The sequence below is a fragment of the Cellvibrio sp. 25HG11W-0 genome, from assembly GCF_057815475.1.
Genome location: NZ_CM174230.1, coordinates 993,223 through 1,016,354, shown reverse-complemented (window position 1 = coordinate 1,016,354; position 23,132 = coordinate 993,223). Strand labels below are relative to the sequence as shown.

The following is a 23,132-nucleotide window of genomic DNA, read 5'->3' as shown; positions in this document are numbered from 1 at the left end:
GTAGATATTTCTAAAAAGCCAAGTAATATTGATAGAAAGAAAATATTTCCAGTATTAATTTCGCGCCAATTCATACACACAAATATTCACCGCCGACGCGAGGTTAAGCGATTCAATAGCGCCACTGCCAGCAATGGTGAAAGGTTTAGCTTTGAGCGCGACCAGTTGCTCGCGCGGCACACCGCGTGCTTCATTTCCAAACACATAGCAATCGAATGTATTAAAGCTGGGGCTACTGGGGCTTTCGCCCTGCATATCAAGGCAGGCGATGGTGGCGTAGCGCGCTGCGAGCGCGTCGAGCGAAACATCCAATTCCATAGGCACATGAAAAATAGCCCCCATACTCGAACGCACGACCTTAGGGTTGTAAGGATCAACAGAACCGGGGCTGAGCAGGCAGCGAAAGCTGCCGAACCACGCAAGGCTGCGCAAAATGGTGCCTAAATTCCCAGGATCTTGAATTTCATGCAAGTAGATAGCACGCTCTTTGGCGTCGAGCTTATTCGCACTCTGCGGATGCGATAACAGCGGCGCTACGGCCACAATACCCTGCGGAGTTTTTGTATCGGATATTTGCGCCATTTGCTTTTCGCTTACCAAGTGCTTATTAAAGCGGCTGGCGAAGTGTTCATAGGCTTCAGTGACATACAACTCGCAGGTTTGCAGCGCAAGATTTTGCTGCGCGGCCTTTTCCAGCTCTAACACTAAATGTTCGCCCTCTACTAAATAGTGGCCGAATTCTGCGCGATATTTTTTTTGATGCAGTTTTTTTATTTCATCAATTTTTAAATGCATCAGCTTAATCCTGTAAGTCAGCAAGCATGGCTTTGGCGAGCGCTTCCGCTACTTTAATGCCATCTACACCCGCGGAGAGAATGCCGCCCGCATAGCCTGCCCCTTCACCCGCCGGATAGAGCCCACGCGTATTCAAACTTTGCAGGTTGTCGTTGTCGCGGGTGATACGAATAGGCGAAGAGGTGCGCGTCTCAATGCCGGTAAGAATAGCGTCGGGCCGATCAAAACCGCGAATTTGTTTGCCAAAAGCAGGCAATGCTTCGCGAATGGCTTCAATAACATAATCGGGTAATGAGGGCGCTAAATCGCCCAAGAGCACACCGGGTTTGTAGGAGGGTTCCACCTCGCCAAATTCGCGCGAGGCTTTGCCGCGAATAAAATCTCCCACCAATTGCCCTGGTGCGCAGTAGTCACTGCCACCAAGAATATAGGCATGCGACTCTAATTTTTCTTGCAGCTCAACACCCGCAAGCGGGCCGCCAGGGAAATCCTGCTCGGGATTAATGCCCACCACTATGCCCGCATTGGCGTTGCGCTCGTTCCGCGAATACTGGCTCATACCGTTCGTGACCACGCGCTCCGGTTCAGAGGTGGCGGCGACAACTGTGCCGCCGGGGCACATACAAAAACTGTATACCGCGCGGCCATTTTTCGCGTGATACACCAACTTATAATCCGCGGCACCCAAGTCGGGGTGACCTGCGTATTTACCCAGCCGAGCCGCATCAATTATCGATTGCGGGTGCTCAATGCGAAAGCCTACCGCAAAAGGTTTTGCCTCAATAAAGACACCTTGGCGATGCAGCATGCGAAAGGTATCGCGCGCGCTGTGGCCCAGCGCCAACACCACATAGCGGCTGCGCAACACTTCACCGTCTGCTAGCACCACACCTTCGATGCGTTCATTCTCTAACATAAAGTCAGTGACTTTTGCCTCAAAGCGCACCTCACCGCCGAGCGCGCGAATTTCTTCGCGCATTGCCGCTACCACACCGGTTAAGCGAAAGGTACCTATGTGTGGTTTACTCACATACATGATTTCTTCTGGCGCACCGGCGCGCACAAATTCATGCATGACTTTGCGCCCGTAAAATTTGGGGTCTTTGATTTGACTGTAAAGTTTTCCATCGGAAAACAGCCCTGCACCACCTTCACCAAACTGTACATTCGATTCTGGTGTGAGTACTTTTTTGCGCCAAAGCGCCCAGGTATCTTTCGTGCGCGTGCGCACATCGCGCCCGCGCTCCAACACAATGGGTTTAAAACCCATCTGCGCCAAGGTTAATGCTGCAAATAAACCACAGGGGCCAAAGCCAATCACGATTGGGCGCTCGGTTAGGGTCGCAGGCGCTTGCGCTACAGGGTAGTACTGAGTATCAGGTGAAGGGCGAATGTGAATATCATCGGCGAATCGCGCCAGCACACGCGCCTCATCCTGTACCTCTAGGTCGACAATATAGACAAACTTAATTTCTGAATTCTTTTTGCGCGCATCATAGCTGCGCTTAAAAACAGTAATGCTGTGCAGCTCAGCATCTTTAATTTTAAGCCGCGCCACTATAGCGCTGCGCAATGCTTCTGCGGGGTGATCTAAAGAAAGTTGTAGTTCATTGATGCGAATCATGGCGCGCTCCTGGCCGGTGACTCCGGCAAAGGTAAGTAGAGAAAAAATAAATAGATATTCGGAATGAACAAACCGAAACGCCAAGGCAATTAAGAGCGCGGCGCTTACATTCAAAGGCGCGAATTGTAGCGCGCCTGCAGCGCCCTGTCAGTCGAGACATAGGCAATACCAGATTCCGGGCGAATTACGACGGGTTTCAGGCTACAATAGCCGCTATTTTAACGATTACCGCCCCTAAACCTTCAGATTTAGAACATTTCCCATGGCCAGATCCAAAAGCAGCAACCGTTGGTTGGAAGAACACGTCAACGACCCCTTCGTTAAACAAGCCCAAATAGACGGCTATCGTGCACGGGCCGCCTATAAACTATTGGAGCTAAACGATAAGGATAAATTGATTCGCCCCGGCATGCTGGTCGTGGACTTGGGTTCCGCGCCCGGGAGCTGGTCGCAAATTGCAGGACGCTTAGTGGGCGTAAAGGGGCGCGTTATTGCCTCAGATATTTTGCCCATGGACTCCCTCGAACAAGTCGATTTCATCCAAGGCGACTTCACCGAAGCGAGTGTCTTTGATCAAATCATGGAAAAGCTTGGCACAGACGGCGCCGATTTGGTGATCTCGGACATGGCTCCCAATATCAGCGGTGTCGATGCCGCCGATCAAGCCTCTTCAATGTACCTCGTCGAACTCGCGCTAGACATGGCCCGCCAAGTGCTCAAACCTAAAGGTAATTTTGTTGCCAAGGTTTTCCATGGTGAAGGTTATGACGACTACCTAAAAGATGTACGCACTTCGTTTGAAAAAGTGGTAATCCGCAAACCCGAATCATCGCGCGCTCGCTCGCGTGAAGTCTACGTCGTAGGCAAAGGCTTTAGAGGTTAAAGAATTCAACAATACGACAGATAAAAAAAGCCCCTATGTTACCGCTGAAACATAGGGGCTTTTTTATTGGCAATGTTATTGCCGACCACATCACGCAATAGTAACAGGCCAAATAAAGCCGCCTAAAAAGCCCTATATATAGGAGGTGTTGCATAACCACAAATTTTTTAATGCCAAAATACGACAAAGCACTACAATAAATAGCGGCAAGCTAACGCGCCAATCCAAAAAATAATAACGTAAAAAAACACTCATGAAATTATTCACCACAATCATATATTTGGCACTAAAATTAGAACACTCACCTGCAAGAAGTACACTATCTAGTGATTTCGCCAATAGGATGATCGGCTCATGAATGGTATTGATGGCATCAGTTTAAAAAGCTTACTTGAAAACGCCCACATTGGCGTCGTTATTCATCGCTGGGATAGCTCTATCGTCTACGCCAACCCCACAGCACTTAAACTTTTACGCCTAAGCCATGAGCAAATCATCGGAAAAGACATGATGGACCCGCAGTGGAACTTTATTGATGACGGCAATCGTGTTTTGCACCACAGCGAATATCCAGTCAATAAGGTCAAACGATTTAAGAGCCCTATTTCCAATGAAATAATCGGTGTTATAGACAGCAACCGCAAGGGCGCCACATGGTTTTTAGTCAATGCGTATATGGATCAAGCAGACAAACTTGAAGACAGTTTTATTATTGCCACGTTCTCTGATATCAGTGAGAGTAAGAATTTATTTTCCCACGAAAACATATTAAAAAATACACAAGATATTGTGATTGTTACAGAGGCCAAAGATTTAGATGCACCTACGGGACCAAAAATAATTTATGTGAATACGGCATTCGAAAAACTGACAGGCTATAGCGCGCAAGAAGTAATTGGAGAAACACCAAGAATTTTACAAGGAAAGCATACTGATCAAGACACAATACAACGAATTAGAACGGCCCTATTAAACAAAGAGCCCGTAAGAGAACAACTCCTTAATTACTCTAAAACAGGCCACCCCTACTGGCTCGACATTAATATAATGCCGCTCACAAATCGCTATGGTGAAGTCACTCATTTCGCCGCCATTCAGCGCGACATTACTGAGCAGATATATCATGCAGAACAATTGGAAAAGCGAAATAGCGACTTAAAGCTTTTAAAAGAAAATTTGGAACAACTCGTCTCTCAGCGAACCGACCAACTACAACTCGCCAACCAACAGCTAGAGCGGCTTGCGTATTATGATTCACTCACAAACCTACCCAATAGACGCAGCTTTAACCATCACGCTGCCAAACAAATAAACCGCTGCCAACGTACCCAATCTATTTTGTTAACAGGCATTTTAGACATAGATAACTTCAAAGACATCAATGACACTCACGGGCACAACACTGGCGACAAGGTAATAGTTAGCTGCGCGGAATGCATTATGCAATTCTTTCGGCAAGAAGATGTGTATGGGCGAATTGGGGGCGAAGAATTTGCATTTTCTATTATTATTAGCGATGCAAATAATGCGCAACAAATCTGTGAGCGACTGCTCGCCAGCTTGCGTGAAAAGAGCATTGCCATTGACGGTGAAAACAACATCTCTTTTACGGTCAGTATTGGCTATAGCCTAGCCGAACCCAATGAGAATATATCGTTTGATGAGGAGTTAAACAAAGCCGACCAAGCAATGTATACCGCAAAAAAATCAGGTCGAAACCGTGCGGTTCTATTTCATACAAATTAGCCGCTATCATCTAATTTTATATTCTCAATGATCTAAATGCACCGCAATATCGTAGCAACAAAATACGCCAGAACGAGCGCGCAAAATTAGGCTGCGAGCACAGTTAATAAGCACCTGATTACATGCCACTGAAGAGCGCCACCCATCAAATACTGCAGCAAACATTCGCCTATCTGCTAGCCTTAAGAGCAGGCTACACCCGCGAAACTTTAAATCATCAACAGGCAACCTATGAATACCAGCCGTACCAATTCACTTAGCGAATCCGTAATTCATTATCGTGACTACATTGACAACGTCATGCTCTGGGCAACACTAGGTGCATGGCTAATGTCGATGCTCTATGCTGGAACCCACAACACATGGTTACTCTCCTTGGTCGTCGGTGGGCTTTTCACCCTAACAAACCTCTTCGCAATCAAAGTAATAAAACATGAAGTACTGACACCTATTATTATTGGCATAGTATTTATGTGCTTTGTCTCGCTACATGTTCATCAGCTGCACGGAATGATTGAAGCCCACTTTGGTTATTTTGTTTTTCTTGCAGCACTGTTCACTTATCTAAGCTGGTACCCACTTATAGCCGCAGCACTGTCAGCAGCGGTATTACATGTTGTCATTCACCTTATGCAAATGGCCGGCATGGAAATTTATCTATTCCCCGATCACATGCACTCATGGGCAATTGTGGCAATGCACGCTTTCTATGTGATCATTGAGACAGCTGTGCTGATGGTTCTGGTTAAATTAGCCAGCCGCTTACTTGTTGTCGCACAAGAAGTTGTGCAACTCACAGAAACCATGACCGAAAAAAGCCCTAAAATTAATCTCAAAGCGCGCACTAATGCATCCAAAAATGAAATTTTAGAAAAACTAAACTGGCTAATGGAGAGCATTCACCAAGCTATCGATAGCGCCTTGCTGGCACAATCTCATACCGATAATAATATGCACTCACTCGCCGGTAATAGTACACAGCTGGTTAATATCGCAGGAGAAATGCATAAATCTGCCGATGTAATTGGCACCTCTATAGACAATATGCATAAATCATTTATTCAAGTTGCACAGCAAACACATCGTGCCGCCGACCTTGCCAAGGATACCGCTAAAGCCCAAGCAGAAGGGAAAGTAGCCGTGAGCGAATCGCGCGCCGGCATTGCCGACCTTGCGCAGATATTAACGAATTGCGCCCAAGCCATTGATAGCTTGGCACAAGATTGCACCGCCGTAACGGCAACACTTAGCGAGATCCAGGGCATCGCAGAACAAACCAATTTATTAGCACTTAACGCGGCCATCGAAGCGGCTCGGGCAGGTGAGCAAGGGCGCGGGTTTGCCGTTGTTGCTGACGAAGTGCGTGCACTGGCACGACGCACCCATGACTCTACCGAGAATATAAAAGTGATAGTGGACAGACTCATACTCGGCTCTAACAATTCAGTTCAAGCCATGCGAGATAGCCAAAAACGTGTCTCACAAAATGTCACGCAGTCAGAATCGGTAGAGCGTGTCTTTGGAAAAATCGCCATTGCGATTGAGGAAATAAACGCCATTAGCCAGCAGATTGCGAGCACAACGGAAGAGCAAACCAATGCTTCGCAAGATGTCATTACTCAAATAACCAATTTAAATACTTATAGCAATAAAACCACATCCATTGTGGCACAGAACAATTCGGTTATCGCCGACTTAGAAGCAGCTTTTACCAACCTTAAGAAGGCACTAACTCACTTTCATTGATCAATTCATATGAAAAATTTACAGAGCTGATTGATTTCACACCCCTAGGTTAAACGAACGTATTTTGCCACCCTGCGCTCAAGAAGCCTAACGAGCGCAGGCTCCATTCGCTCGTAATTATCCGCGACATCCAAACAGATTAACTTTTTATCTTTGAGTAAATCCTTAAATTTTTTGGATACCTTATTCCTGTGGGCTTGCTCCATCACAAATACAATATCGGCCCACTCAATCAAATCACCACTAAGTGGCGTCTCGGCATCAGCGTTCGTGCCACAGCCAATAGCATTCACCCCCTCATAGCGAGAAAAAACCTCTTCACCCGTGGGACTCCTCAACTTATTTTCACTGCATACAAATAAAATATTCATTTATTACTCAAATAGTTTCAAGACATTTTTTTATTTCTGTCACTACCGTTTTCACTCTATTGGGTGTAAAGCTATTTTTATGCGCACCTAGATATAGCGTTTCACTAACTCCGTTCGCGAGTGAATGTATTTGTATTTTTTTAGGCTTATTAAATGCACCTACCGCATGCCGAGGCAACACGGTAAAACCAATGCCCATACTTATAGGCTCTAGAATTAAATTAATTTGGTTTGAAAAGCCCACCCGCCGAAATTGATTGCTACTTTGAAATTCAGGGAAGTTAACACTCAACAACTGTCCCGCATGATAAGCACCGTCAGGATGATCCATAAAACCCAGTGCCATCAACTGATCCCAGCTAGGGGTTGAACTATCAAACGGCATGATCAATAAAAGTGTTTCTTCTGCAATAGGCTCAAGACTAATTTCATCCATTGTGGATAAACGGGTCATTAAGCCTATATCAATTTTATGCTCGGCAATTAAACGTTCGATTTCGCAATTAGGTGCAAAGCGATATTCAATGACCAAATTGGGGTGGCGCTGTTGTAAATTCAGTAAATAAGGATAGAGCTTGAGCCCAACACTGCCCGGTGATGCCACAGTGACGGAACCCTCATAAGCAGGATCAAGCCCTACTCGCGCCTCAAGATTCGCTAAAGAAATAATTAACTGATGGCCCTCTTGGTACAACTGGTTACCAGCGCTGGTTAGATTAAATTTTTTACCGTGGCGAATAAGTAGCTGTTGGCCCAACTGCTCCTCAAGCTTACGCACATGCTGGCTAACGCCTGACTGTGTCATATGCAACTTTTCCGCTGTGCGGGTGAAGTGACCAACCTCAACCAAAGTACAAAAGCTGCGCAACCACACTGGATTAATCATTACAATTTGTACTCATCATTACTTCAAATGATAATTTTACTTAATCCACCTCACTTTGTAATCTACTTATACCCCTTATTACAGAGTAAATGACTATGAGCAGCACCTATCCTCGCAACTTTTCACATATAGGCATATCCGTTCCCGATCTAGACGCGGCAGTAAAATTTTATACCGACGTAATGGGGTGGTATTTGATAATGAAGCCTACGGACATAGTCGAAGATAACAGCCCAATCGGTGAAATGTGTAGCGATGTATTTGGCAGCAATTGGGACAGCTTCCGTATTGCACACCTATCAACAGGTGATCGCATTGGTGTAGAACTTTTCGAGTTTAAAGGGCAAGTTAATCCCGAAAATAATTTTGAATATTGGAAAACTGGTGTGTTCCATTTTTGTGTTCAAGATCCAAATCTTGAAGAGTTAGCGGAAAAAATTGTCGCAGCTGGCGGTAAAAAACGTATGGCGAATCCTCGCTATTACTACCCAGGCAAAAAACCTTATCGCATGATTTATATGGAAGACCCCTTCGGCAACATACTAGAGATCTACAGCCATAGCTACGAGCTTATCTACAGCGAAGGGGCCTACTAAACAAACTGGGGTCCAGAAGTCATACACTGCTCGGGCCCACCTACTGAATGCATGCCTGCTTACACTAGCTTACGGCAGAGTTAACTCTGCCGTAAAAAGTTGTGCCTTGTCACGATTTTTTATCCATTTAAAAAGTATTTCAGTTTCTTGCGATACCGTATCGTTAAAAATAGTCTCACCATTTAAAACAACCACAATAGGCTGACTAAAATCGACCTCATCAGGGTTGAGCAAGAGTGTGAAGCGCGAAACATGCTCGGTCAAAACAGCAAACCTATTGCCTTTTCTACGCGCTGAAATCCAGCCAAGGCTTTTCCGCTGTTCAAGTTTATCAACCCTCAACCAATGAATGCGCGCATACCTATCTACGCGGTCCGTTATCCATCTTACCTTTTCTGGCAGAGGGTCACGTAGATGCTGGGCCTTAAAAGCCAAGATGGTTGGCTGCAGGCTATCAAACCATTTTATGTCATGTCCACCATTTGGAATGAGGGTAAAAACATGGTCTATTTTCGATTTTTCAAGAATGCTAATAAACGGAGCAACAGATTTTGCAGGGTATACCGAGTCCTTTTCACCATTGACAATAAACAAAGCTGAGTTCATTAGATTCTCAATATCTATGTTTCCAACTCGCACTTCATCCTTAAGGGTAAGCACGGCCATGTGACCGATATAAGGTAAAAATGCGGCCCATTCAGAGGGTTGTTTAAAAGCAAAAAAATACGTGCCAGTGCCACCATCAGAAACACCGGAAAGATAAACTCTATTATCATCAATATTGTAAGTCGACTTTAGCGTTCGCAATATGCCTGTAAGATTATCAGCTTGATCCTCACTCCACCAAACAGCATCGCGCCACGCGGCAGGAAAAACACTTATCTGGTCGCGCTGTAAATATTCTTCATAATGAGCCCCCTTGCCCCACCACTTGCCACCCGCATGCCAACGCGCTCGACTCACTGCACCATGCAGCATGAATTCAACAGCAATGGGTTTACGCGCATCATAGCTTTCTGGCACTACTAGAACATAAGGGAATCGAACGCCCCCCTTCACAATATTGTACTGCTCAAGAATGCCACACGGGACATCCGTGGTGTAAGCCGGCCCCTGCTTGAGCCATTTGTACAAGGTGCTCACATCATTTTTAGCAGCACTGATAAGCTGTGTTTTAATTTTATCGCCTGAGCCATCTGCTTTCCAATAAGCGGTGACAAGCCCCCTGCTTGCAATGTTTTCATGACCCTCATGGAGGGACAATGCATTTACCCGCGCATTAAAGGCGACGCAAAACAACATCCACAAGACAACTGTTTTCATAGCTAACTTTCTCGAGCGGAACACGAATAAAAAAACCTTACTGCAAAGAACTGATATCCAATAATCCAAAGCGAAACAAGATGAATAAAATCACCCAGACATAGATAGAAAAAATATCAATCGCTTTTATGCTTAAATAAATTTACTGTATTTAAACAAAAAATCCGGGAATAAATTCCCGGATTTTTCGTTAACTACTACAAAATTTTAATTAAAACTTATAGCTTGCACCGAAGGTAATACGACGATCGGTAAGGCCTTGGTAGCACAAGAGCGCGCCGCCATTAACACAGTATTGACGGGTGTCATCGCGCAGTAAGTTGATAGCTTCAACACCAATATTCAGGGCGTCAGTTACATCATAGTTCACGCTGGCATTAAGCTGCCCTCTGGCTTCTTGAACTGCGTAGAAGCCCCAGGGATCACCACCGCTGCCGTAATTGTTGGTGCTAAACTCATCGCGCCAGGTGTAACGTACGCGCGCAGACACATCGTATTTTTCGTAGTAGGCCGTTATGTTGTAGGCGTTCTCAGAAAGATTAAGTAATGCAGCACGTATACTTACATCGGGGTGACCTAGCGACGTAAATACCTGGTCAGCACGACTAACCGGCTCTTTGAAAGTATCGCCACCAGAGAACTGCTGGTAGGTGTAGTTGGTCACAAAACCAAATCCAGATGCCCAACCAATAGCATCTTCAAACTCGCTTAAGTCATATTGAAATGCGAGCTCAATACCTTTTTGAGTGGTTTCACCGCCCCCATTAACTTTCGCTGTTGTAGGAACGCAAAGACCTTGTATGTTTTGCTCTGCATCTGGTCTCAATCTGTTGCGCACAGCAATCGGGTTCCACAGACCGCCACCTTTACAAGCAGGATCAATTTCACGATATCCATTTGCATCAATAGCCGCATCGTAGGTTTGGTCCACATGCAAACCAGTACGCACCTTATGGAAAACACCCGCGCTCAATACGCTTGAAGGTGCAAAATACCATTCAGCAGAGAGGTCAAATGAAGTCACTTCTTCTGGCTTCAAATTTGGATTACCAATCGCAACTGCCGAATTTTCAGTGGTTTGAAATGCATAGGAGGTTGAAAGGTCATCAAAGTCTGGGCGACGAATATCTTTACCCCAACCGGCACGAAGAACCAAATCTTCTCTCAAATCTGCAACAAGGTTCAAGCGCGGCAACAAGAAACTATAACTACCTGTCTTCACGTTTGGTGTCGCCACACCGTTAACAACACTGTTACCAAGCGAGCTAACTTCAGTTTCCAAGTAACGTAAACCCGCATTACCTCGGAAAATACCGTACTCAAAATTTGCCTGTGCGTAGAGGGAATTTGTGTCCTCTGAAATATCAAAAAATGAAGCAGCAGTCGATGTTGGGCTGTCAATAGTAGGAGTGTTGCGATTATTCGCGGTATTGTCAGCAATAATTGCCGCGTTCAATACGCTCAATACACCCTCTGGATTAGAAAATGACATGGCAGGATCAACTAACAAAAAGTCTTTGATGTACAAGCTTCTGCCATCAGCAGCATTAAAATTATCGGCACCTGGCGAAAGGATACTAGCGAAGAGGCTGCCACTTGGTGAGAAGTAGGTTTCGTTTTTCGCAGCACCCTGCTTAGTTTTGTATGAGAACGTGTTGTTTTGAGTTTTTACATCTTTGAGACTGGAACTTTCATTAAATCGATAGCCAAAATCGATAGAGGTAATACCTGCCATGTCTAGGTTGTAACTAAAATCAACACGGAAAGCATCTTCCTTATTGTCTACAAAATTATCGCTCTGATTTACAGAAGCCAGCTTATAGTTGGCGGGATCAAGCAGCATTGCCGAGGTGGGTGTGGTAGCCAAGCCCTGTGCAATACCAAAAGCTAAGGAACCGCCAGTTAGATCAAACTCAAAAGGTACACCATTATCAATACTAGTCGCGGTGGAGAAAGAGTTGGGGTTAATAAAGTTAAGCGTAGTACTAAAGTTCGGGGTATTGCTTTGAGATGTAGAAGTTGAAACCTCTATGCGTGTAGTAAGCTTATCGCCCGTCCATTCGCCACCCAACCTAAAGATATTACTATCGGTCACGCGCGCATTAGTATCAGTTGAGTTACGTAAATTTGGATCTACAGAGCCAGACTGCATGGGCAGAAGTACACCCTGAGTTACCGCGAGTATACTACCAATATTTTGAGAGCCTATTTGGCTGTCGACTGTCCCAAAATCAACTGTTTCATGGCCGGTGATGAGCGCAGTATTCTTAACTGCATCCGCACTTACACCTGAAGCCTGCAGCCTGTAACTTTCTTGTCGACGCTCTTGATTATTCATGACCGCATCAAAATAGAGTTTGCTACCGTCAGTGGGTGCCCACTCAAATGCAGCTGAAACATTTTTTGTTTCATACTTAAAGTTGTCGTAATCTTGCTGCAGGAACTGAATTGGCAAATGCGCCTCAGTAAAATTAGGGTTTACACCTGCTTCAACTAAGTTATCGCGATCAACGCGAGGACGGAAGTCGCTAACATTCATCTCTGCGTAGCTAGCACTGATTACCGCGCCGAACTCACCCGCGTTAGTCGACCAGTTGTCACCGTAGGTACCTGATATTCTTGGGGTCAAGCCGCCTTCCGCTGCAAGGTCGCTTTGCTCAGCTTGAACACGAACAGACCCTAAGGTTTCTTTTAGTTCAAGCGGGCGAATAGTACGCAGGTTGATAGTGCCGCCTACCGAGCCTTCAATTGTTTTTGCTTCCGGTGCTTTAGTTACCTCAACCGCTGCGATCATAGAGGCTGAAACGTCATCAAAGCTTATACCCGTGCGACCTGAGCCAGAGCCGACGGTTGAAACACCGTTGATTTCAGTCCGATTTGCATCCGTACCACGAATTTGAACACCAACACCGACACCACCCTCACGAACAATCTGGACGCCAGTAATGTTCTCTAGAACTTCAGCAAGGTTTTGGTCAGGCAGCTTGCCAATATCTTCCGACTGAATAACCTCGATCAGATTAGTTGCCGCTCTCTTTTCCTGTATAGCATTCTGCAACGAGGCGCGAATACCGGTAACCATCACCTCTTCCACTCCGTCTGCTTTGTCTTGCGCATATGCCATAGATGTCACGGCAGAAATTGCCAGAGACAAGGTACAAACCTTCGTGCGTAATTTCATCATCGTCTTACTCCCAGTAACCTTTATTTTAAGTTATCTATCAAATCGGTGTGCTAATGTCGTTGACCGATACTGCAAGCTAACACAACCAGATTAACATACCAAATACTCTTAACAAAATTACCAAAATTATTACCAATTATGTGTACATTGGTAATTATAAATCACTAAAAAGTAACAGATAATGAGCCCAAGAGCCCTACAACCTAACCCATCAAGGATGGGCATTTAGACAATAGACCCAAACACCGATGTATGCAAAATCACCTACTGAAACTAAAAACTATAGTTTTTGGTTGATTTTAAGCAATAAAAGCCTCAGAAAAGGGCGCACCACCCTTCCGCTCAATAGCGACTGGAGACTACATAGGTAAACATAGAGGACTGCTTGAGTTCGATACTGAGATAGGAAGGTCGGACTACTTAGGACTAAAAATACCTCTATGGTGATATGAACTCACTTCAACTGATTGCAAGAGACAGGGTTAAACAGCCAATGGTAAGTTTAGAGGTATGGCGAGCCGAGGTATCAAGCAACTGGATTGGCATGACATCTAAACCCACAATCATTTACCACTTACAAGCTTAGCGTCATAGCGAAAGCCCCAGCACCGCGCACCAAAAAAGGCAGGACATCACATAGATATCCCGCCTTTTATTAAGGCACCCAATCATTGACTTGGATTTAATCAGCGCTGCACGAAGCAGTGATCCCCCTATAGACACCCTCGCACTAAGGAGCTAATTGCAGAACCCTCTCTTCAATACACTCATAAGAACCCATTTCAAACTCTCGACAAATCAGGGGTCTATTTTCATAAATAGAACACAAATGGGTTCCACGATCTAAGGCCGCACACCAACCATCATCCAAGCGAAGCATTGTCTCACCACCCCATTCATCCACCGCCACATACCGACTCGGGACACCAGTGTCAGTAATAATCATGACCTCTAAGCGGCAGCAGCATGCCTGACAATTAGCACAGGTCACTGCGGGTTCTGAAGTGTTTTTAGTGTCGATAATCACTGATATCCTATATTAGAAAGGTGTTTGATCTTATGCGGGAATTTGCTTTTACCACAGTCGCTTGTTAGCCTTTTCTCTACCAAAAAAAACAAAATGTATTTCAAGTGAGTGTAAATACATACGACAAAAATATAAGATAATGCTTTCAGCTCTAGACGATGATGCATGAATGACCAGCTACTACCTGCCAACCACTTGCGTTTTTACTCCAAACTCTTGTGAAACGAAATCTACCTGCAGTTGGTTGCCCATTATAGCTGCCAGAAATGTCTGCTTGTGTGGTAACAACTGCGCTATCACCCAAATTAATAACTTCCTGATTTGATAGGCTTACTGAGCTTATAACAAATATTCTTTTTCTGTGGGAATCGAGGTCCTCAAATTTCGATACTACCTGACCGAGATGATTAGTGAAAATTAAATTGTCAGAAAGTAAATCATCCAGTGCATCTATATCAGAATTGCACATAGCTAACCTTAACCGCTCTTCTAATTCCAATATTTTAGAATTCATAGATTTTCTCGTTACTTGGATAGCCTAACGTTGCGCTCACCTGCGGATTCTAAATAGCGCGTGCGGTAAACTTAGCGTAGCGATATTGCATAAGTGCTAGTCGGGCACCCAATGGGCGCAGCTTGCCATCCGACTTGGCTATGTCTACACGCTTTACCAATGGTGCCATGTAGCTGCCTGAACTCATGCGATTCCAGAGTTTATACAACTCATTCTTCTCATGTTGTTCAAACAGCTCGATGCTGACATTGTCGGCACCCGCTGCACCACCCTTTGCCTTCACCTTCAGCCAAGCTGCATACACCAAGTGCTTCGATATACTGTAACTGTGCATTGATTGTTGAGTCCTACCTTGCGGTTGTTGTTTCAATCACTGCTGGCCTTTCATTCAAATCGAGTGGCACCGTCCCTTCGCTCCATTGCCATTACAGCAACTTCATCACTACTAAAGACGATTCCGCCACTGTGCGCTGCATTAATACTCTCACCTTACGGGGTCACCGCTTTCGGCTTCTCTCTTAACATCAGCACGACAGCTTCCCGAGTTCCTCACAAAAGCCTGATAAACGGTCATTCGCCGCATCCTTGCGGCTCACCCTGCGGGCAGCTCCGCTGTGCAAATTGTTCCTACAATTTGTCACGCCTTCTTTACGCCGGTTGCCATCGAGTCAGCAAGCAGTTTTCTTCTCGATTTCTCTCAGCAGTTTTAAGGGCCACTGATTTTGACAACAGTTAGGGACATCACGACGCCTCATCAAAGATTCACTTGCGTTCGCCTCCGTTTATCGTACCTGCCGAATTTACTCTCGACGTTTCTTCAACGCTCACGACAATGACTCTTTATCAATGCCGCTTGAAGTGGTTTGCATTCTCTTACTGCAAAGCGAATGCGGTGGGCCTACCACCATCTCTTGCGAAGTTACGTAAATAGTTTCATCGCTACGCGATTAAACTATTTACTCTCGGCACACCTTAAAAACTGTCCAGCACACAAAGTGTGCGGTGCTTGAGCGATTTGTTATATTAGCTTTTGAGGCCACTACGCCAAAGTAATAATGCGAATTTACGCACCTTAGAATTGCACAATAAAAATTAGTCAGCAGTTACGGCTTCGCCATTTCTCATGGTCAGCTCAACCCAAACCAATTTTTTATTTTCAGTGAGGTTTTCACCATAAGCCTTTACGCAACGATAGAACTTACCATGTTGTTCTATGATAGCGCCGCGAGAATTCACTAAACCTTTAGAGTCAGTGCAAAAAGTACCCTTCTCTATACCTTTTTGAATGTCTTCTTTTGATAGGGCTGGCGCTTGCCCAATAGGTTTGGATTCTTTAACCACAGATTCACTAGCATGAACACCTAAAGAAAAAACCATTGCGGAAACAGATAGAAATGACAGAACATAACTTTTCATAATACATCCTTTAATATTTACGATTATTTTAAATTTTACGCCCAATATAACGTTGCGATAACCGGTGGGTTTTAAGTAGCACTTTTGCCGTAAAATGAAGCGAAGCGGAATGGCAAAAGTGCTAGTCGAGTAGACCAACGGAACCTCCCCATCAGCCCCTCACAGAACCGTACGTGACACTCTCGCGTCATACGGCTCTTGTTATTCCAATTATCAGCAATTCATTACCAGTGCGCAAACAGGGTCGGTCGCCACTGTTTGATTTGTTTTAACCATGAGTAGGCTTTCAGTCGTCGGCTGCGCTGCTGCGGATATTTACCTTTTACCCATTTTGTTAAGCGGCATTCAATTGCTTCGCGAATGCCTTGCAGTGCCGAGGGATAAAAGGCGCCATAGTAGTTTAGCCAACCTCTGATTTGTGGATTGAGTCTTTTGCTGAGTGTTACTATCGATAGCCTACTCAACCGCCTCACATTCCACTCTCTCATAGTCATTACAATCGCTTTTTTAGCTTTGTTGCTGATGGCCGGTACAAAACCAGGAGCCAGTTTGCCATCTTTGCGTTTCACGGTTCTTCGCCGGAAGGTGAAGCCGAGAAAATCGAATGATTGCGCTTTGGTTCTTTCTATTTTGCGCCTTCCACAGTATACGATTTTGGTTTTTTTCAGGGTGTAGCGTTAAATCAAAGCGCTGCATCCGCTGCGAAATAGTACCGAGTAGCTGCTCGGCTTCACGCTCGCTTCGACAATGGCAAACAATGTCGTCAGCATAGCGCTCGAACGGATTTTGTGGAAAATATTTTTGCATCCAACTATCAAACACCTTGTGCAGATAGAGGTTCGCCAACAAGGGACTGATGACGCCACCCTGCGGCGTTCCTTTTTCTGACTGTTGAATGTCACCGCTTGGCATTTGCACACCGGCTGTGACCCAGCGTTTGACATAGAGGTTGCACCATGGGTTATCTGTTGCTTGTGCAACAAATTGTTGTAGTTGATCGTGATTCAAATTATCAAAGAATCCTTTGATATCCAGATCAATCACCCATGTGTATTTCCAGCAATTGCTTCTCGCTGCTTGTACGGCTTGATGTGCGCTGCGCTTTGGACGATACCCGAATGAAGATGAGTGAAATTTACCATCCCATTCCGGCTCCAGTGTCATCTTGACCACCATTTGCGCAGCGCGATCAGCCACCGTAGGTATACCCAGTGGACGCAGCTTGCCGTCCGACTTGGCTATGTCTACACGCTTTACCAGTGGTGCCATGTAACTGCCTGAACTCATGCGATTCCAGAGTTTGTACAACTCATCCTTCTCATGTTGTTCAAACATGTCGATGCTGACATTGTCCGCACCCGCCGCACCACCTTTTGCCTTCACCTTCAGCCAAGCTGCGTAAACCAAGTGTTTCGATATACTGTAACTGTGCATTGACCGTTGAATCCTACCTTGCGGTTGTTGGTTCAATCACTGCTGAATAACGCCACCCCTTCGCTCCATTGCCATTACAGCAACTTCAACACTACTACGAGTGACTCCGCCACTGTGCGCTGCATCGATACTCTCACCTTACGGGTTTCCCGCTTTCGGCTTCTCTCTTAACATCAGCACGACAGCTTCCCGAGTTCCTCACAAAAGCCTGATAAACGGTCACGCCTTCTTTACGCCGGTTGCCATCGAGTCAGTAAGCAGTTTTCTTCTCGATTTCTCTCAGCAGTTTTAAGGGCCACTGATTTTGACAACAGTTAGGGACATCACGACGCCTCATCAAAGATTCACTTGCGTTCGCCTCCGTTTATCGTACCTGCCGAATTTACTTTCGACGTTTCTTCAACGCTCACGACAATGACTCTTTATCAATGCCACTTGAAGTGGTTTGCACTCTCTTACTGCAAAGCGAATGCGGTGGGCCTACCACCATCTCTTGCGAAGTTACGTAAATAGTTTCATCGCTACGCGATTAAACTATTTACTCTCGGCACACCTTACAAACTGTCCAGCGCACGCAGTGCGCGGGTTGCAGCACTTTGTTAGAAATTATATTTGCTTATTGATGCATCCTGATAGCGTTCCGAACTCAATAAACTCTACTAATTGGCTTAATTTTGATTTCACTTTTTTTACTTCTCTGACAGATAGAAAGTTGGGCCAGAGCTTGGTAGGCCAATACCAAGGCTTGCACCAGATATGATAATACTCCGATTTATTGGAAACCAACCTTGCCGACCTAATAAATTCATTACCTTTAATTTTTTTGCGGCGGATTAAACCGATATGAAAAGCTGGACTACGATATTTGTTAAATGAGATTGAAAGCGTGTCCACACTTTCTTCGTTAACACGTTCAAGATTAATTTCATTACCTGAAACCACCCATTCGGAATCATGATATGAAACCGAAACCCACGAAAACCCAGATCCAATAAAAAAAGGAACGACTTCAGATTCAATAAGGCTACACATATGCCTAGTTTGCTGTGGGCATAACCTCTTCCATTTTTCGTACTTTCTTTTGTGAATGTCCATGCTCATTTTTTCTAACGTTGCGTTCACCTGACGAATTGTAAGTAGCGCGCTGGAATAAACTTCGCGCAGCGATATTTCAAAAGCGCTAGTCGAGTAGACCAACGGAACCTCCCCACCAGCCCCTCACAGAACCGTACGTGACACTCTCGCGTCATACGGCTCTTGTTATTCCAATTATCAGCAATTCATTACCAGTGCGCAAACAGGGTCGGTCGCCACTGTTTGATTTGTTTTAACCATGAGTAGGCTTTCAGTCGTCGGCTGCGCTGCTGCGGATATTTACCTTTTACCCATTTTGTTAAGCGGCATTCAATTGCTTCGCGAATGCCTTGCAGTGCCGAGGGATAAAAGGCGCCATAGTAGTTTAGCCAACCTCTGATTTGTGGATTGAGTCTTTTGCTGAGTGTTACTATCGATAGCCTACTCAACCGCCTCACATTCCACTCTCTCATAGTCATTACAATCGCTTTTTTAGCTTTGTTGCTGATGGCCGGTACAAAACCAGGAGCCAGTTTGCCATCTTTGCGTTTCACGGTTCTTCGCCGGAAGGTGAAGCCGAGAAAATCGAATGATTGCGCTTTGGTTCTTTCTATTTTGCGCCTTCCACAGTATACGATTTTGGTTTTTTCAGGGTGTAGCGTTAAATCAAAGCGCTGCATCCGCTGCGAAATAGTACCGAGTAGCTGCTCGGCTTCACGCTCGCTTCGACAATGGCAAACAATGTCGTCAGCATAGCGCTCGAACGGATTTTGTGGAAAATATTTTTGCATCCAACTATCAAACACCTTGTGCAGATAGAGGTTCGCCAACAAGGGACTGATGACGCCACCCTGCGGCGTTCCTTTTTCTGACTGTTGAATGTCACCGCTTGGCATTTGCACACCGGCTGTGACCCAGCGTTTGACATAGAGGTTGCACCATGGGTTATCTGTTGCTTGTGCAACAAATTGTTGTAGTTGATCGTGATTCAAATTATCAAAGAATCCTTTGATATCCAGATCAATCACCCATGCATATTTCCAGCAATTGATTTTCGCCGCTTGCACCGCATGATGGGCACTGCGCTTGGGGCGATAGCCGAACGAGGACGAGTGAAACTTAGCATCCCACTCCGGCTCCAGTGTCATCTTGACCACCATTTGCGCCACGCGATCTGCCACCGTGGGTATCCCGAGTGGGCGCAGCTTGCCATCCGACTTAGCGATTTCTACACGCTTTACCGCTGGCGCCATGTAGCTGCCCGAACTCATTCGATTCCAGAGTTTGTATAACTCATTCGTCAAATTCTGTTCAAACATCCCGATGCTGATGTTATCCGCACCCGCTACACCGGCATTCGCTTTTACTTTCAGCCACGCCCTGTGCACTAACTGCTTCGGTATACTGTAACTGTGCATTGATTGTTGAGTCCTACCTTGCGGTTGTTGGTTCAATCACTGCTGAATAACATCGCCCCTTCGCTCCATTGTCATTACAACAACTTCATCACTACTACGAACGATTCCGCCACTGTGCGCTGCATTGATACTCTCGCCTTACGGGGTCACCGCTTTCGGCTTCTCTCTTAACATCAGCACGACAGCTTCCCGAGTTCCTCACAAAAGCCTGATAAACGGTCACGCCTTCTTTACGCCGGTTGCCATCGAGTCAGTAAGCAGTTTTCTTCTCGATTTCTCTCAGCAATTGTAAGGGTCGCTGATTTTGACAACGGGTTAGACATCACGACGCCTCATCAAAGGTTCACTTGCGTTCGTCTCCGTTTACCTTACCTGCCGAATTAAATTCGACTTTTCTTCAACGCTCACGACAAAGACTCTTAATCAATGCCGCTTGAAGTGGTTTGCATTCTCCTACTGCAAAGCGAATGCGGTGGGCCTACCACCATCTCTTGCGAAGTTACGTAAATAGTTTGGACGCTACGCGACCCCACCATTTACTCTCGGCACACCTTACAATTCGTCAGGTGCAACGCTTTGTTAACTAGTTTGTAAGTAATTTAATATTCGATTTTGATTTGGCAATTATGGCACATTGCTCATTTGTTGATGATGAAGTTACGTTTAACGCCTGACCGTTGTCTACCCTCATGACGAAAATTGAACATGGGCTTCCGTCTATTTTATATGAGGCGGAATATTTTGCTCCAGCTTCTGGAGTAAATGTTATAAATGCTTCACATAATGCGTTTTCAGCAGCAACTCTTTCTACTCCCTTAAAGAACATTTCCATAACTGAGTCGTCACGTGGTATTCCTGCATAGACAGATAGCGTTATAGGCTCTCCAGCTTTTATTGTTGTTTCTGTACTATCTTTTGTGTCGTTTCCAATCATCTTAGATTGTAAAAGATTAACAAGCTGTCCTGGGTAATCACTGCAGTCTTTTGAGTTAAATATTCTAACTTGCTGGTTAACGGTGCCTAATGTTTTTGTGGTTACAGTTAAATGTGCAACTTTTTCTCCTGATGGTAATTTGTATGTCGAAGATACACATCCAATTAATATGAATGGAAAAAATAAATAAATCTTACGCATAACATTTTTCTCGATTGTGGTTAGTTAACGTTGTGTTCAACCGCAGTTTATAAGTAGCGCATTTACGAAAAACTTCGCGCAGCGATTCGCTAAATGCGCTAGTCGAGTAGACCAACGGAACCTCCCCGCCAGCCCCTCACAGAACCGTACGTGACACTCTCGCGTCATACGGCTCTTGTTATTCCAATTGTCAGCAGTTTTATCACCAGTGCGCAAACAGCTTCGGCCTCCACTGCTTGATTTGTTTTAACCATGAGTAGGCTTTCGTGCGGCTGGCGCGCTTCTGCGGGTATTTGCCTTTCACCCATTTGTACAAGCGGCATTCAATTGCTTCGCGAATGCCGTGTAATGCCGATGGATAAAATGCCCCGTAGTAGTTTAACCAACCTCTGATTTGTGGATTGAGTTTTTTGCTGAGTGTTACTATCGTTAGCAAACTCAATCGCCTCACATTCCACTCTCTCATCGTTTTGACAATCGCTTTCTTGGCTTTGTTGCTGATGGCCGGCGCAAAACCCGGAGCCAGTTTGCCATCTTTGCGTTTCACGGTTCTTCGCCTAAAGGTGAAGCCCAAAAAATCAAATGTCTGCGCTCTAGCTCTCTCAATTTTGCGTCGCCCACAGTATACGATTTTTGTTTTCTCAGGGTGCAGCGTTAAATCAAAGCGCTGCATCCGCTGCGAAATAGTACCGAGTAGCTGCTCGGCTTCACGCTCGCTTCGACAATGGCAAACAATGTCGTCAGCATAGCGCTCGAACGGATTTTGTGGAAAATATTTTTGCATCCAACTATCAAACACCTTGTGCAGATAGAGGTTCGCCAACAAGGGACTGATGACGCCACCCTGCGGCGTTCCTTTTTCTGACTGTTGAATGTCACCGCTTGGCATTTGCACACCGGCTGTGACCCAGCGTTTGACATAGAGGTTGCACCATGGGTTATCTGTTGCTTGTGCAACAAATTGTTGTAGTTGATCGTGATTCAAATTATCAAAGAATCCTTTGATATCCAGATCAATCACCCATGCATATTTCCAGCAATTGATTTTCGCCGCTTGCACCGCATGATGGGCACTGCGCTTGGGGCGATAGCCGAACGAGGACGAGTGAAACTTAGCATCCCACTCCGGCTCCAGTGTCATCTTGACCACCATTTGCGCCACGCGATCTGCCACCGTGGGTATCCCGAGTGGGCGCAGCTTGCCATCCGACTTAGCGATTTCTACACGCTTTACCGCTGGCGCCATGTAGCTGCCCGAACTCATTCGATTCCAGAGTTTGTATAACTCATTCGTCAAATTCTGTTCAAACATCCCGATGCTGATGTTATCCGCACCCGCTACACCGGCATTCGCTTTTACTTTCAGCCACGCCCTGTGCACTAACTGCTTCGGTATACTGTAACTGTGCATTGATTGTTGAGTCCTACCTTGCGGTTGTTGGTTCAATCACTGCTGGCCTTTCATTCAAATCGAGTGGCACCGTCCCTTCGCTCCATTGCCATTACAGCAACTTCAACACTACTACGAACGATTCCGCCACTGTGCGCTGCATTGATACTCTCGCCTTACGGGGTCACCGCTTTCGGCTTCTCTCTTAACATCAGCACGACAGCTTCCCGAGTTCCTCACAAAAGCCTGATAAACTGTCACGCCTTCTTTACGCCGGTTGCCATCGAGTCAGTAAGCAGTTTTCTTCTCGATTTCTCTCAGCAGTTTTAAGGGCCACTGATTTTGACAACAGTTAGGGACATCACGACGCCTCATCAAAGATTCACTTGCGTTCGCCTCCGTTTATCGTACCTGCCGAATTTACTCTCGACGTTTCTTCAACGCTCACGACAATGACTCTTTATCAATGCCGCTTGAAGTGGTTTGCATTCTCTTACTGCAAAGCGAATGCGGTGGGCCTCCCACCATCTCTTGCGAAGTTACGTAAATAGTTTCATCGCTACGCGATAA

20 protein-coding genes are annotated in these 23,132 nt (G+C 45.5%); 4 read left to right on the top strand and 16 right to left on the bottom strand.

Annotated elements, in window-relative coordinates; genetic code table 11:
- Positions 1 to 54 precede the first annotated feature (54 nt).
- Both AC0KUT_RS04290 and AC0KUT_RS04285 read right to left on the bottom strand, forming a co-directional pair.
- On the bottom strand, positions 55 to 795 hold the full coding sequence (locus AC0KUT_RS04290) for a TrmH family RNA methyltransferase (RefSeq protein WP_488833792.1): 741 nt from the start codon (positions 793 to 795) through the stop codon (positions 55 to 57).
- 4 nt (positions 796 to 799) lie between these two features.
- Positions 800 to 2,419, bottom strand: a complete 1,620-nt coding sequence (locus AC0KUT_RS04285) for an NAD(P)/FAD-dependent oxidoreductase (RefSeq protein ID WP_488833790.1) — start codon at positions 2,417 to 2,419, stop codon at positions 800 to 802.
- A 262-nt stretch (positions 2,420 to 2,681) separates the two neighbouring features.
- On the opposite strand from AC0KUT_RS04285, the gene rlmE reads away from it, so the two are divergent.
- The 3 genes from rlmE (at position 2,682) to AC0KUT_RS04270 (ending at position 6,794) form a co-directional block, all read left to right on the top strand.
- Positions 2,682 to 3,302, top strand: a complete 621-nt coding sequence (rlmE, locus tag AC0KUT_RS04280) for a 23S rRNA (uridine(2552)-2'-O)-methyltransferase RlmE (RefSeq protein WP_488833788.1) — start codon at positions 2,682 to 2,684, stop codon at positions 3,300 to 3,302.
- Positions 3,303 to 3,656: 354 nt separating this feature from the next.
- Positions 3,657 to 5,048, top strand: coding sequence for a diguanylate cyclase (locus tag AC0KUT_RS04275; protein ID WP_488833786.1), 1,392 nt, complete (start codon positions 3,657 to 3,659; stop codon positions 5,046 to 5,048).
- A 231-nt stretch (positions 5,049 to 5,279) separates the two neighbouring features.
- Positions 5,280 to 6,794 (top strand): methyl-accepting chemotaxis protein, encoded by a 1,515-nt coding sequence (locus AC0KUT_RS04270; RefSeq protein ID WP_488833784.1) that lies wholly within the window; start codon positions 5,280 to 5,282, stop codon positions 6,792 to 6,794.
- 44 nt (positions 6,795 to 6,838) lie between these two features.
- Here AC0KUT_RS04270 and AC0KUT_RS04265 read toward each other — a convergent pair whose 3' ends face one another.
- Together AC0KUT_RS04265 and AC0KUT_RS04260 are read right to left on the bottom strand one after the other, a co-directional pair.
- Entirely contained in the window at positions 6,839 to 7,165 is a 327-nt protein-coding gene (locus AC0KUT_RS04265) for a low molecular weight protein tyrosine phosphatase family protein (protein ID WP_488833783.1), read from the bottom strand.
- 7 nt (positions 7,166 to 7,172) lie between these two features.
- Positions 7,173 to 8,051 carry a LysR family transcriptional regulator gene (locus AC0KUT_RS04260; RefSeq protein WP_488833781.1) on the bottom strand — a complete coding sequence of 293 codons (879 nt, stop codon included), beginning with the start codon at positions 8,049 to 8,051 and terminating at the stop codon, positions 7,173 to 7,175.
- 95 nt (positions 8,052 to 8,146) lie between these two features.
- On the opposite strand from AC0KUT_RS04260, the gene AC0KUT_RS04255 reads away from it, so the two are divergent.
- Positions 8,147 to 8,647 carry a lactoylglutathione lyase family protein gene (locus AC0KUT_RS04255; protein WP_488833780.1) on the top strand — a complete coding sequence of 167 codons (501 nt, stop codon included), beginning with the start codon at positions 8,147 to 8,149 and terminating at the stop codon, positions 8,645 to 8,647.
- 69 nt (positions 8,648 to 8,716) lie between these two features.
- On the opposite strand, the gene AC0KUT_RS04250 is transcribed toward AC0KUT_RS04255, so the two are convergent.
- The 12 genes from AC0KUT_RS04250 to ltrA (AC0KUT_RS04195) all read right to left on the bottom strand — a co-directional run bounded on the left by AC0KUT_RS04250 (position 8,717) and on the right by ltrA (AC0KUT_RS04195) (position 22,583).
- A complete protein-coding gene (locus AC0KUT_RS04250) occupies positions 8,717 to 9,970 on the bottom strand; it encodes a hypothetical protein (protein ID WP_488833778.1) in 1,254 nt (417 codons plus the stop codon).
- A 211-nt stretch (positions 9,971 to 10,181) separates the two neighbouring features.
- The gene (locus tag AC0KUT_RS04245) at positions 10,182 to 13,154 is read right to left on the bottom strand and encodes a TonB-dependent receptor (RefSeq protein WP_488833777.1); all 2,973 of its coding nucleotides are present in this window, start codon (positions 13,152 to 13,154) and stop codon (positions 10,182 to 10,184) included.
- 730 nt (positions 13,155 to 13,884) lie between these two features.
- The gene (locus tag AC0KUT_RS04240) at positions 13,885 to 14,100 is read right to left on the bottom strand and encodes a YkgJ family cysteine cluster protein (protein ID WP_488833775.1); all 216 of its coding nucleotides are present in this window, start codon (positions 14,098 to 14,100) and stop codon (positions 13,885 to 13,887) included.
- Positions 14,101 to 14,332: 232 nt separating this feature from the next.
- Positions 14,333 to 14,695 (bottom strand): nuclear transport factor 2 family protein, encoded by a 363-nt coding sequence (locus AC0KUT_RS04235; RefSeq protein ID WP_488833773.1) that lies wholly within the window; start codon positions 14,693 to 14,695, stop codon positions 14,333 to 14,335.
- Between the two features lie 49 nt (positions 14,696 to 14,744).
- Positions 14,745 to 15,029, bottom strand: coding sequence for a hypothetical protein (locus AC0KUT_RS04230; RefSeq protein ID WP_488833771.1), 285 nt, complete (start codon positions 15,027 to 15,029; stop codon positions 14,745 to 14,747).
- 758 nt (positions 15,030 to 15,787) lie between these two features.
- Positions 15,788 to 16,111, bottom strand: coding sequence for a hypothetical protein (locus AC0KUT_RS04225; protein WP_488833769.1), 324 nt, complete (start codon positions 16,109 to 16,111; stop codon positions 15,788 to 15,790).
- 224 nt (positions 16,112 to 16,335) lie between these two features.
- Positions 16,336 to 16,605, bottom strand: coding sequence for a group II intron maturase-specific domain-containing protein (locus AC0KUT_RS04220; protein ID WP_488833766.1), 270 nt, complete (start codon positions 16,603 to 16,605; stop codon positions 16,336 to 16,338).
- A gap of 13 nt (positions 16,606 to 16,618) precedes the next feature.
- Positions 16,619 to 17,545, bottom strand: coding sequence for a group II intron reverse transcriptase/maturase (ltrA, locus tag AC0KUT_RS04215; RefSeq protein WP_488833764.1), 927 nt, complete (start codon positions 17,543 to 17,545; stop codon positions 16,619 to 16,621).
- 606 nt (positions 17,546 to 18,151) lie between these two features.
- The gene (locus AC0KUT_RS04210) at positions 18,152 to 18,640 is read right to left on the bottom strand and encodes a hypothetical protein (RefSeq protein ID WP_488833762.1); all 489 of its coding nucleotides are present in this window, start codon (positions 18,638 to 18,640) and stop codon (positions 18,152 to 18,154) included.
- A 188-nt stretch (positions 18,641 to 18,828) separates the two neighbouring features.
- Complete coding sequence (gene ltrA, locus AC0KUT_RS04205; RefSeq protein WP_488832150.1) at positions 18,829 to 20,037, bottom strand: group II intron reverse transcriptase/maturase; 1,209 nt, start codon at positions 20,035 to 20,037, stop codon at positions 18,829 to 18,831.
- A gap of 583 nt (positions 20,038 to 20,620) precedes the next feature.
- Positions 20,621 to 21,172 carry a hypothetical protein gene (locus AC0KUT_RS04200; protein ID WP_488833760.1) on the bottom strand — a complete coding sequence of 184 codons (552 nt, stop codon included), beginning with the start codon at positions 21,170 to 21,172 and terminating at the stop codon, positions 20,621 to 20,623.
- Positions 21,173 to 21,374: 202 nt separating this feature from the next.
- Positions 21,375 to 22,583 (bottom strand): group II intron reverse transcriptase/maturase, encoded by a 1,209-nt coding sequence (gene ltrA / locus AC0KUT_RS04195; RefSeq protein WP_488833758.1) that lies wholly within the window; start codon positions 22,581 to 22,583, stop codon positions 21,375 to 21,377.
- Positions 22,584 to 23,132: the final 549 nt, after the last annotated feature.

Bases quoted from the DNA above. Each gene is read 5' to 3' on its own strand.
- AC0KUT_RS04225 (WP_488833769.1), bottom strand. From the start codon at position 16,111: ATGAAAAGTTATGTTCTGTCATTTCTATCTGTTTCCGCAATGGTTTTT.
- AC0KUT_RS04220 (WP_488833766.1), bottom strand. From the start codon at position 16,605: ATGACTATGAGAGAGTGGAATGTGAGGCGGTTGAGTAGGCTATCGATA.
- AC0KUT_RS04245 (WP_488833777.1), bottom strand. From the start codon at position 13,154: ATGATGAAATTACGCACGAAGGTTTGTACCTTGTCTCTGGCAATTTCT.
- AC0KUT_RS04240 (WP_488833775.1), bottom strand. From the start codon at position 14,100: ATGATTATTACTGACACTGGTGTCCCGAGTCGGTATGTGGCGGTGGAT.
- AC0KUT_RS04250 (WP_488833778.1), bottom strand. From the start codon at position 9,970: ATGAAAACAGTTGTCTTGTGGATGTTGTTTTGCGTCGCCTTTAATGCG.
- AC0KUT_RS04260 (WP_488833781.1), bottom strand. From the start codon at position 8,051: ATGATTAATCCAGTGTGGTTGCGCAGCTTTTGTACTTTGGTTGAGGTT.
- AC0KUT_RS04200 (WP_488833760.1), bottom strand. From the start codon at position 21,172: ATGCGTAAGATTTATTTATTTTTTCCATTCATATTAATTGGATGTGTA.
- AC0KUT_RS04235 (WP_488833773.1), bottom strand. From the start codon at position 14,695: ATGAATTCTAAAATATTGGAATTAGAAGAGCGGTTAAGGTTAGCTATG.
- AC0KUT_RS04230 (WP_488833771.1), bottom strand. From the start codon at position 15,029: ATGCACAGTTACAGTATATCGAAGCACTTGGTGTATGCAGCTTGGCTG.
- AC0KUT_RS04275 (WP_488833786.1), top strand. From the start codon at position 3,657: ATGAATGGTATTGATGGCATCAGTTTAAAAAGCTTACTTGAAAACGCC.
- AC0KUT_RS04210 (WP_488833762.1), bottom strand. From the start codon at position 18,640: ATGGACATTCACAAAAGAAAGTACGAAAAATGGAAGAGGTTATGCCCA.
- AC0KUT_RS04270 (WP_488833784.1), top strand. From the start codon at position 5,280: ATGAATACCAGCCGTACCAATTCACTTAGCGAATCCGTAATTCATTAT.
- ltrA (WP_488833764.1), bottom strand. From the start codon at position 17,545: ATGCACAGTTACAGTATATCGAAACACTTGGTTTACGCAGCTTGGCTG.
- AC0KUT_RS04255 (WP_488833780.1), top strand. From the start codon at position 8,147: ATGAGCAGCACCTATCCTCGCAACTTTTCACATATAGGCATATCCGTT.
- AC0KUT_RS04265 (WP_488833783.1), bottom strand. From the start codon at position 7,165: ATGAATATTTTATTTGTATGCAGTGAAAATAAGTTGAGGAGTCCCACG.
- ltrA (WP_488832150.1), bottom strand. From the start codon at position 20,037: ATGCACAGTTACAGTATACCGAAGCAGTTAGTGCACAGGGCGTGGCTG.
- rlmE (WP_488833788.1), top strand. From the start codon at position 2,682: ATGGCCAGATCCAAAAGCAGCAACCGTTGGTTGGAAGAACACGTCAAC.
- AC0KUT_RS04290 (WP_488833792.1), bottom strand. From the start codon at position 795: ATGCATTTAAAAATTGATGAAATAAAAAAACTGCATCAAAAAAAATAT.
- AC0KUT_RS04285 (WP_488833790.1), bottom strand. From the start codon at position 2,419: ATGATTCGCATCAATGAACTACAACTTTCTTTAGATCACCCCGCAGAA.
- ltrA (WP_488833758.1), bottom strand. From the start codon at position 22,583: ATGCACAGTTACAGTATACCGAAGCAGTTAGTGCACAGGGCGTGGCTG.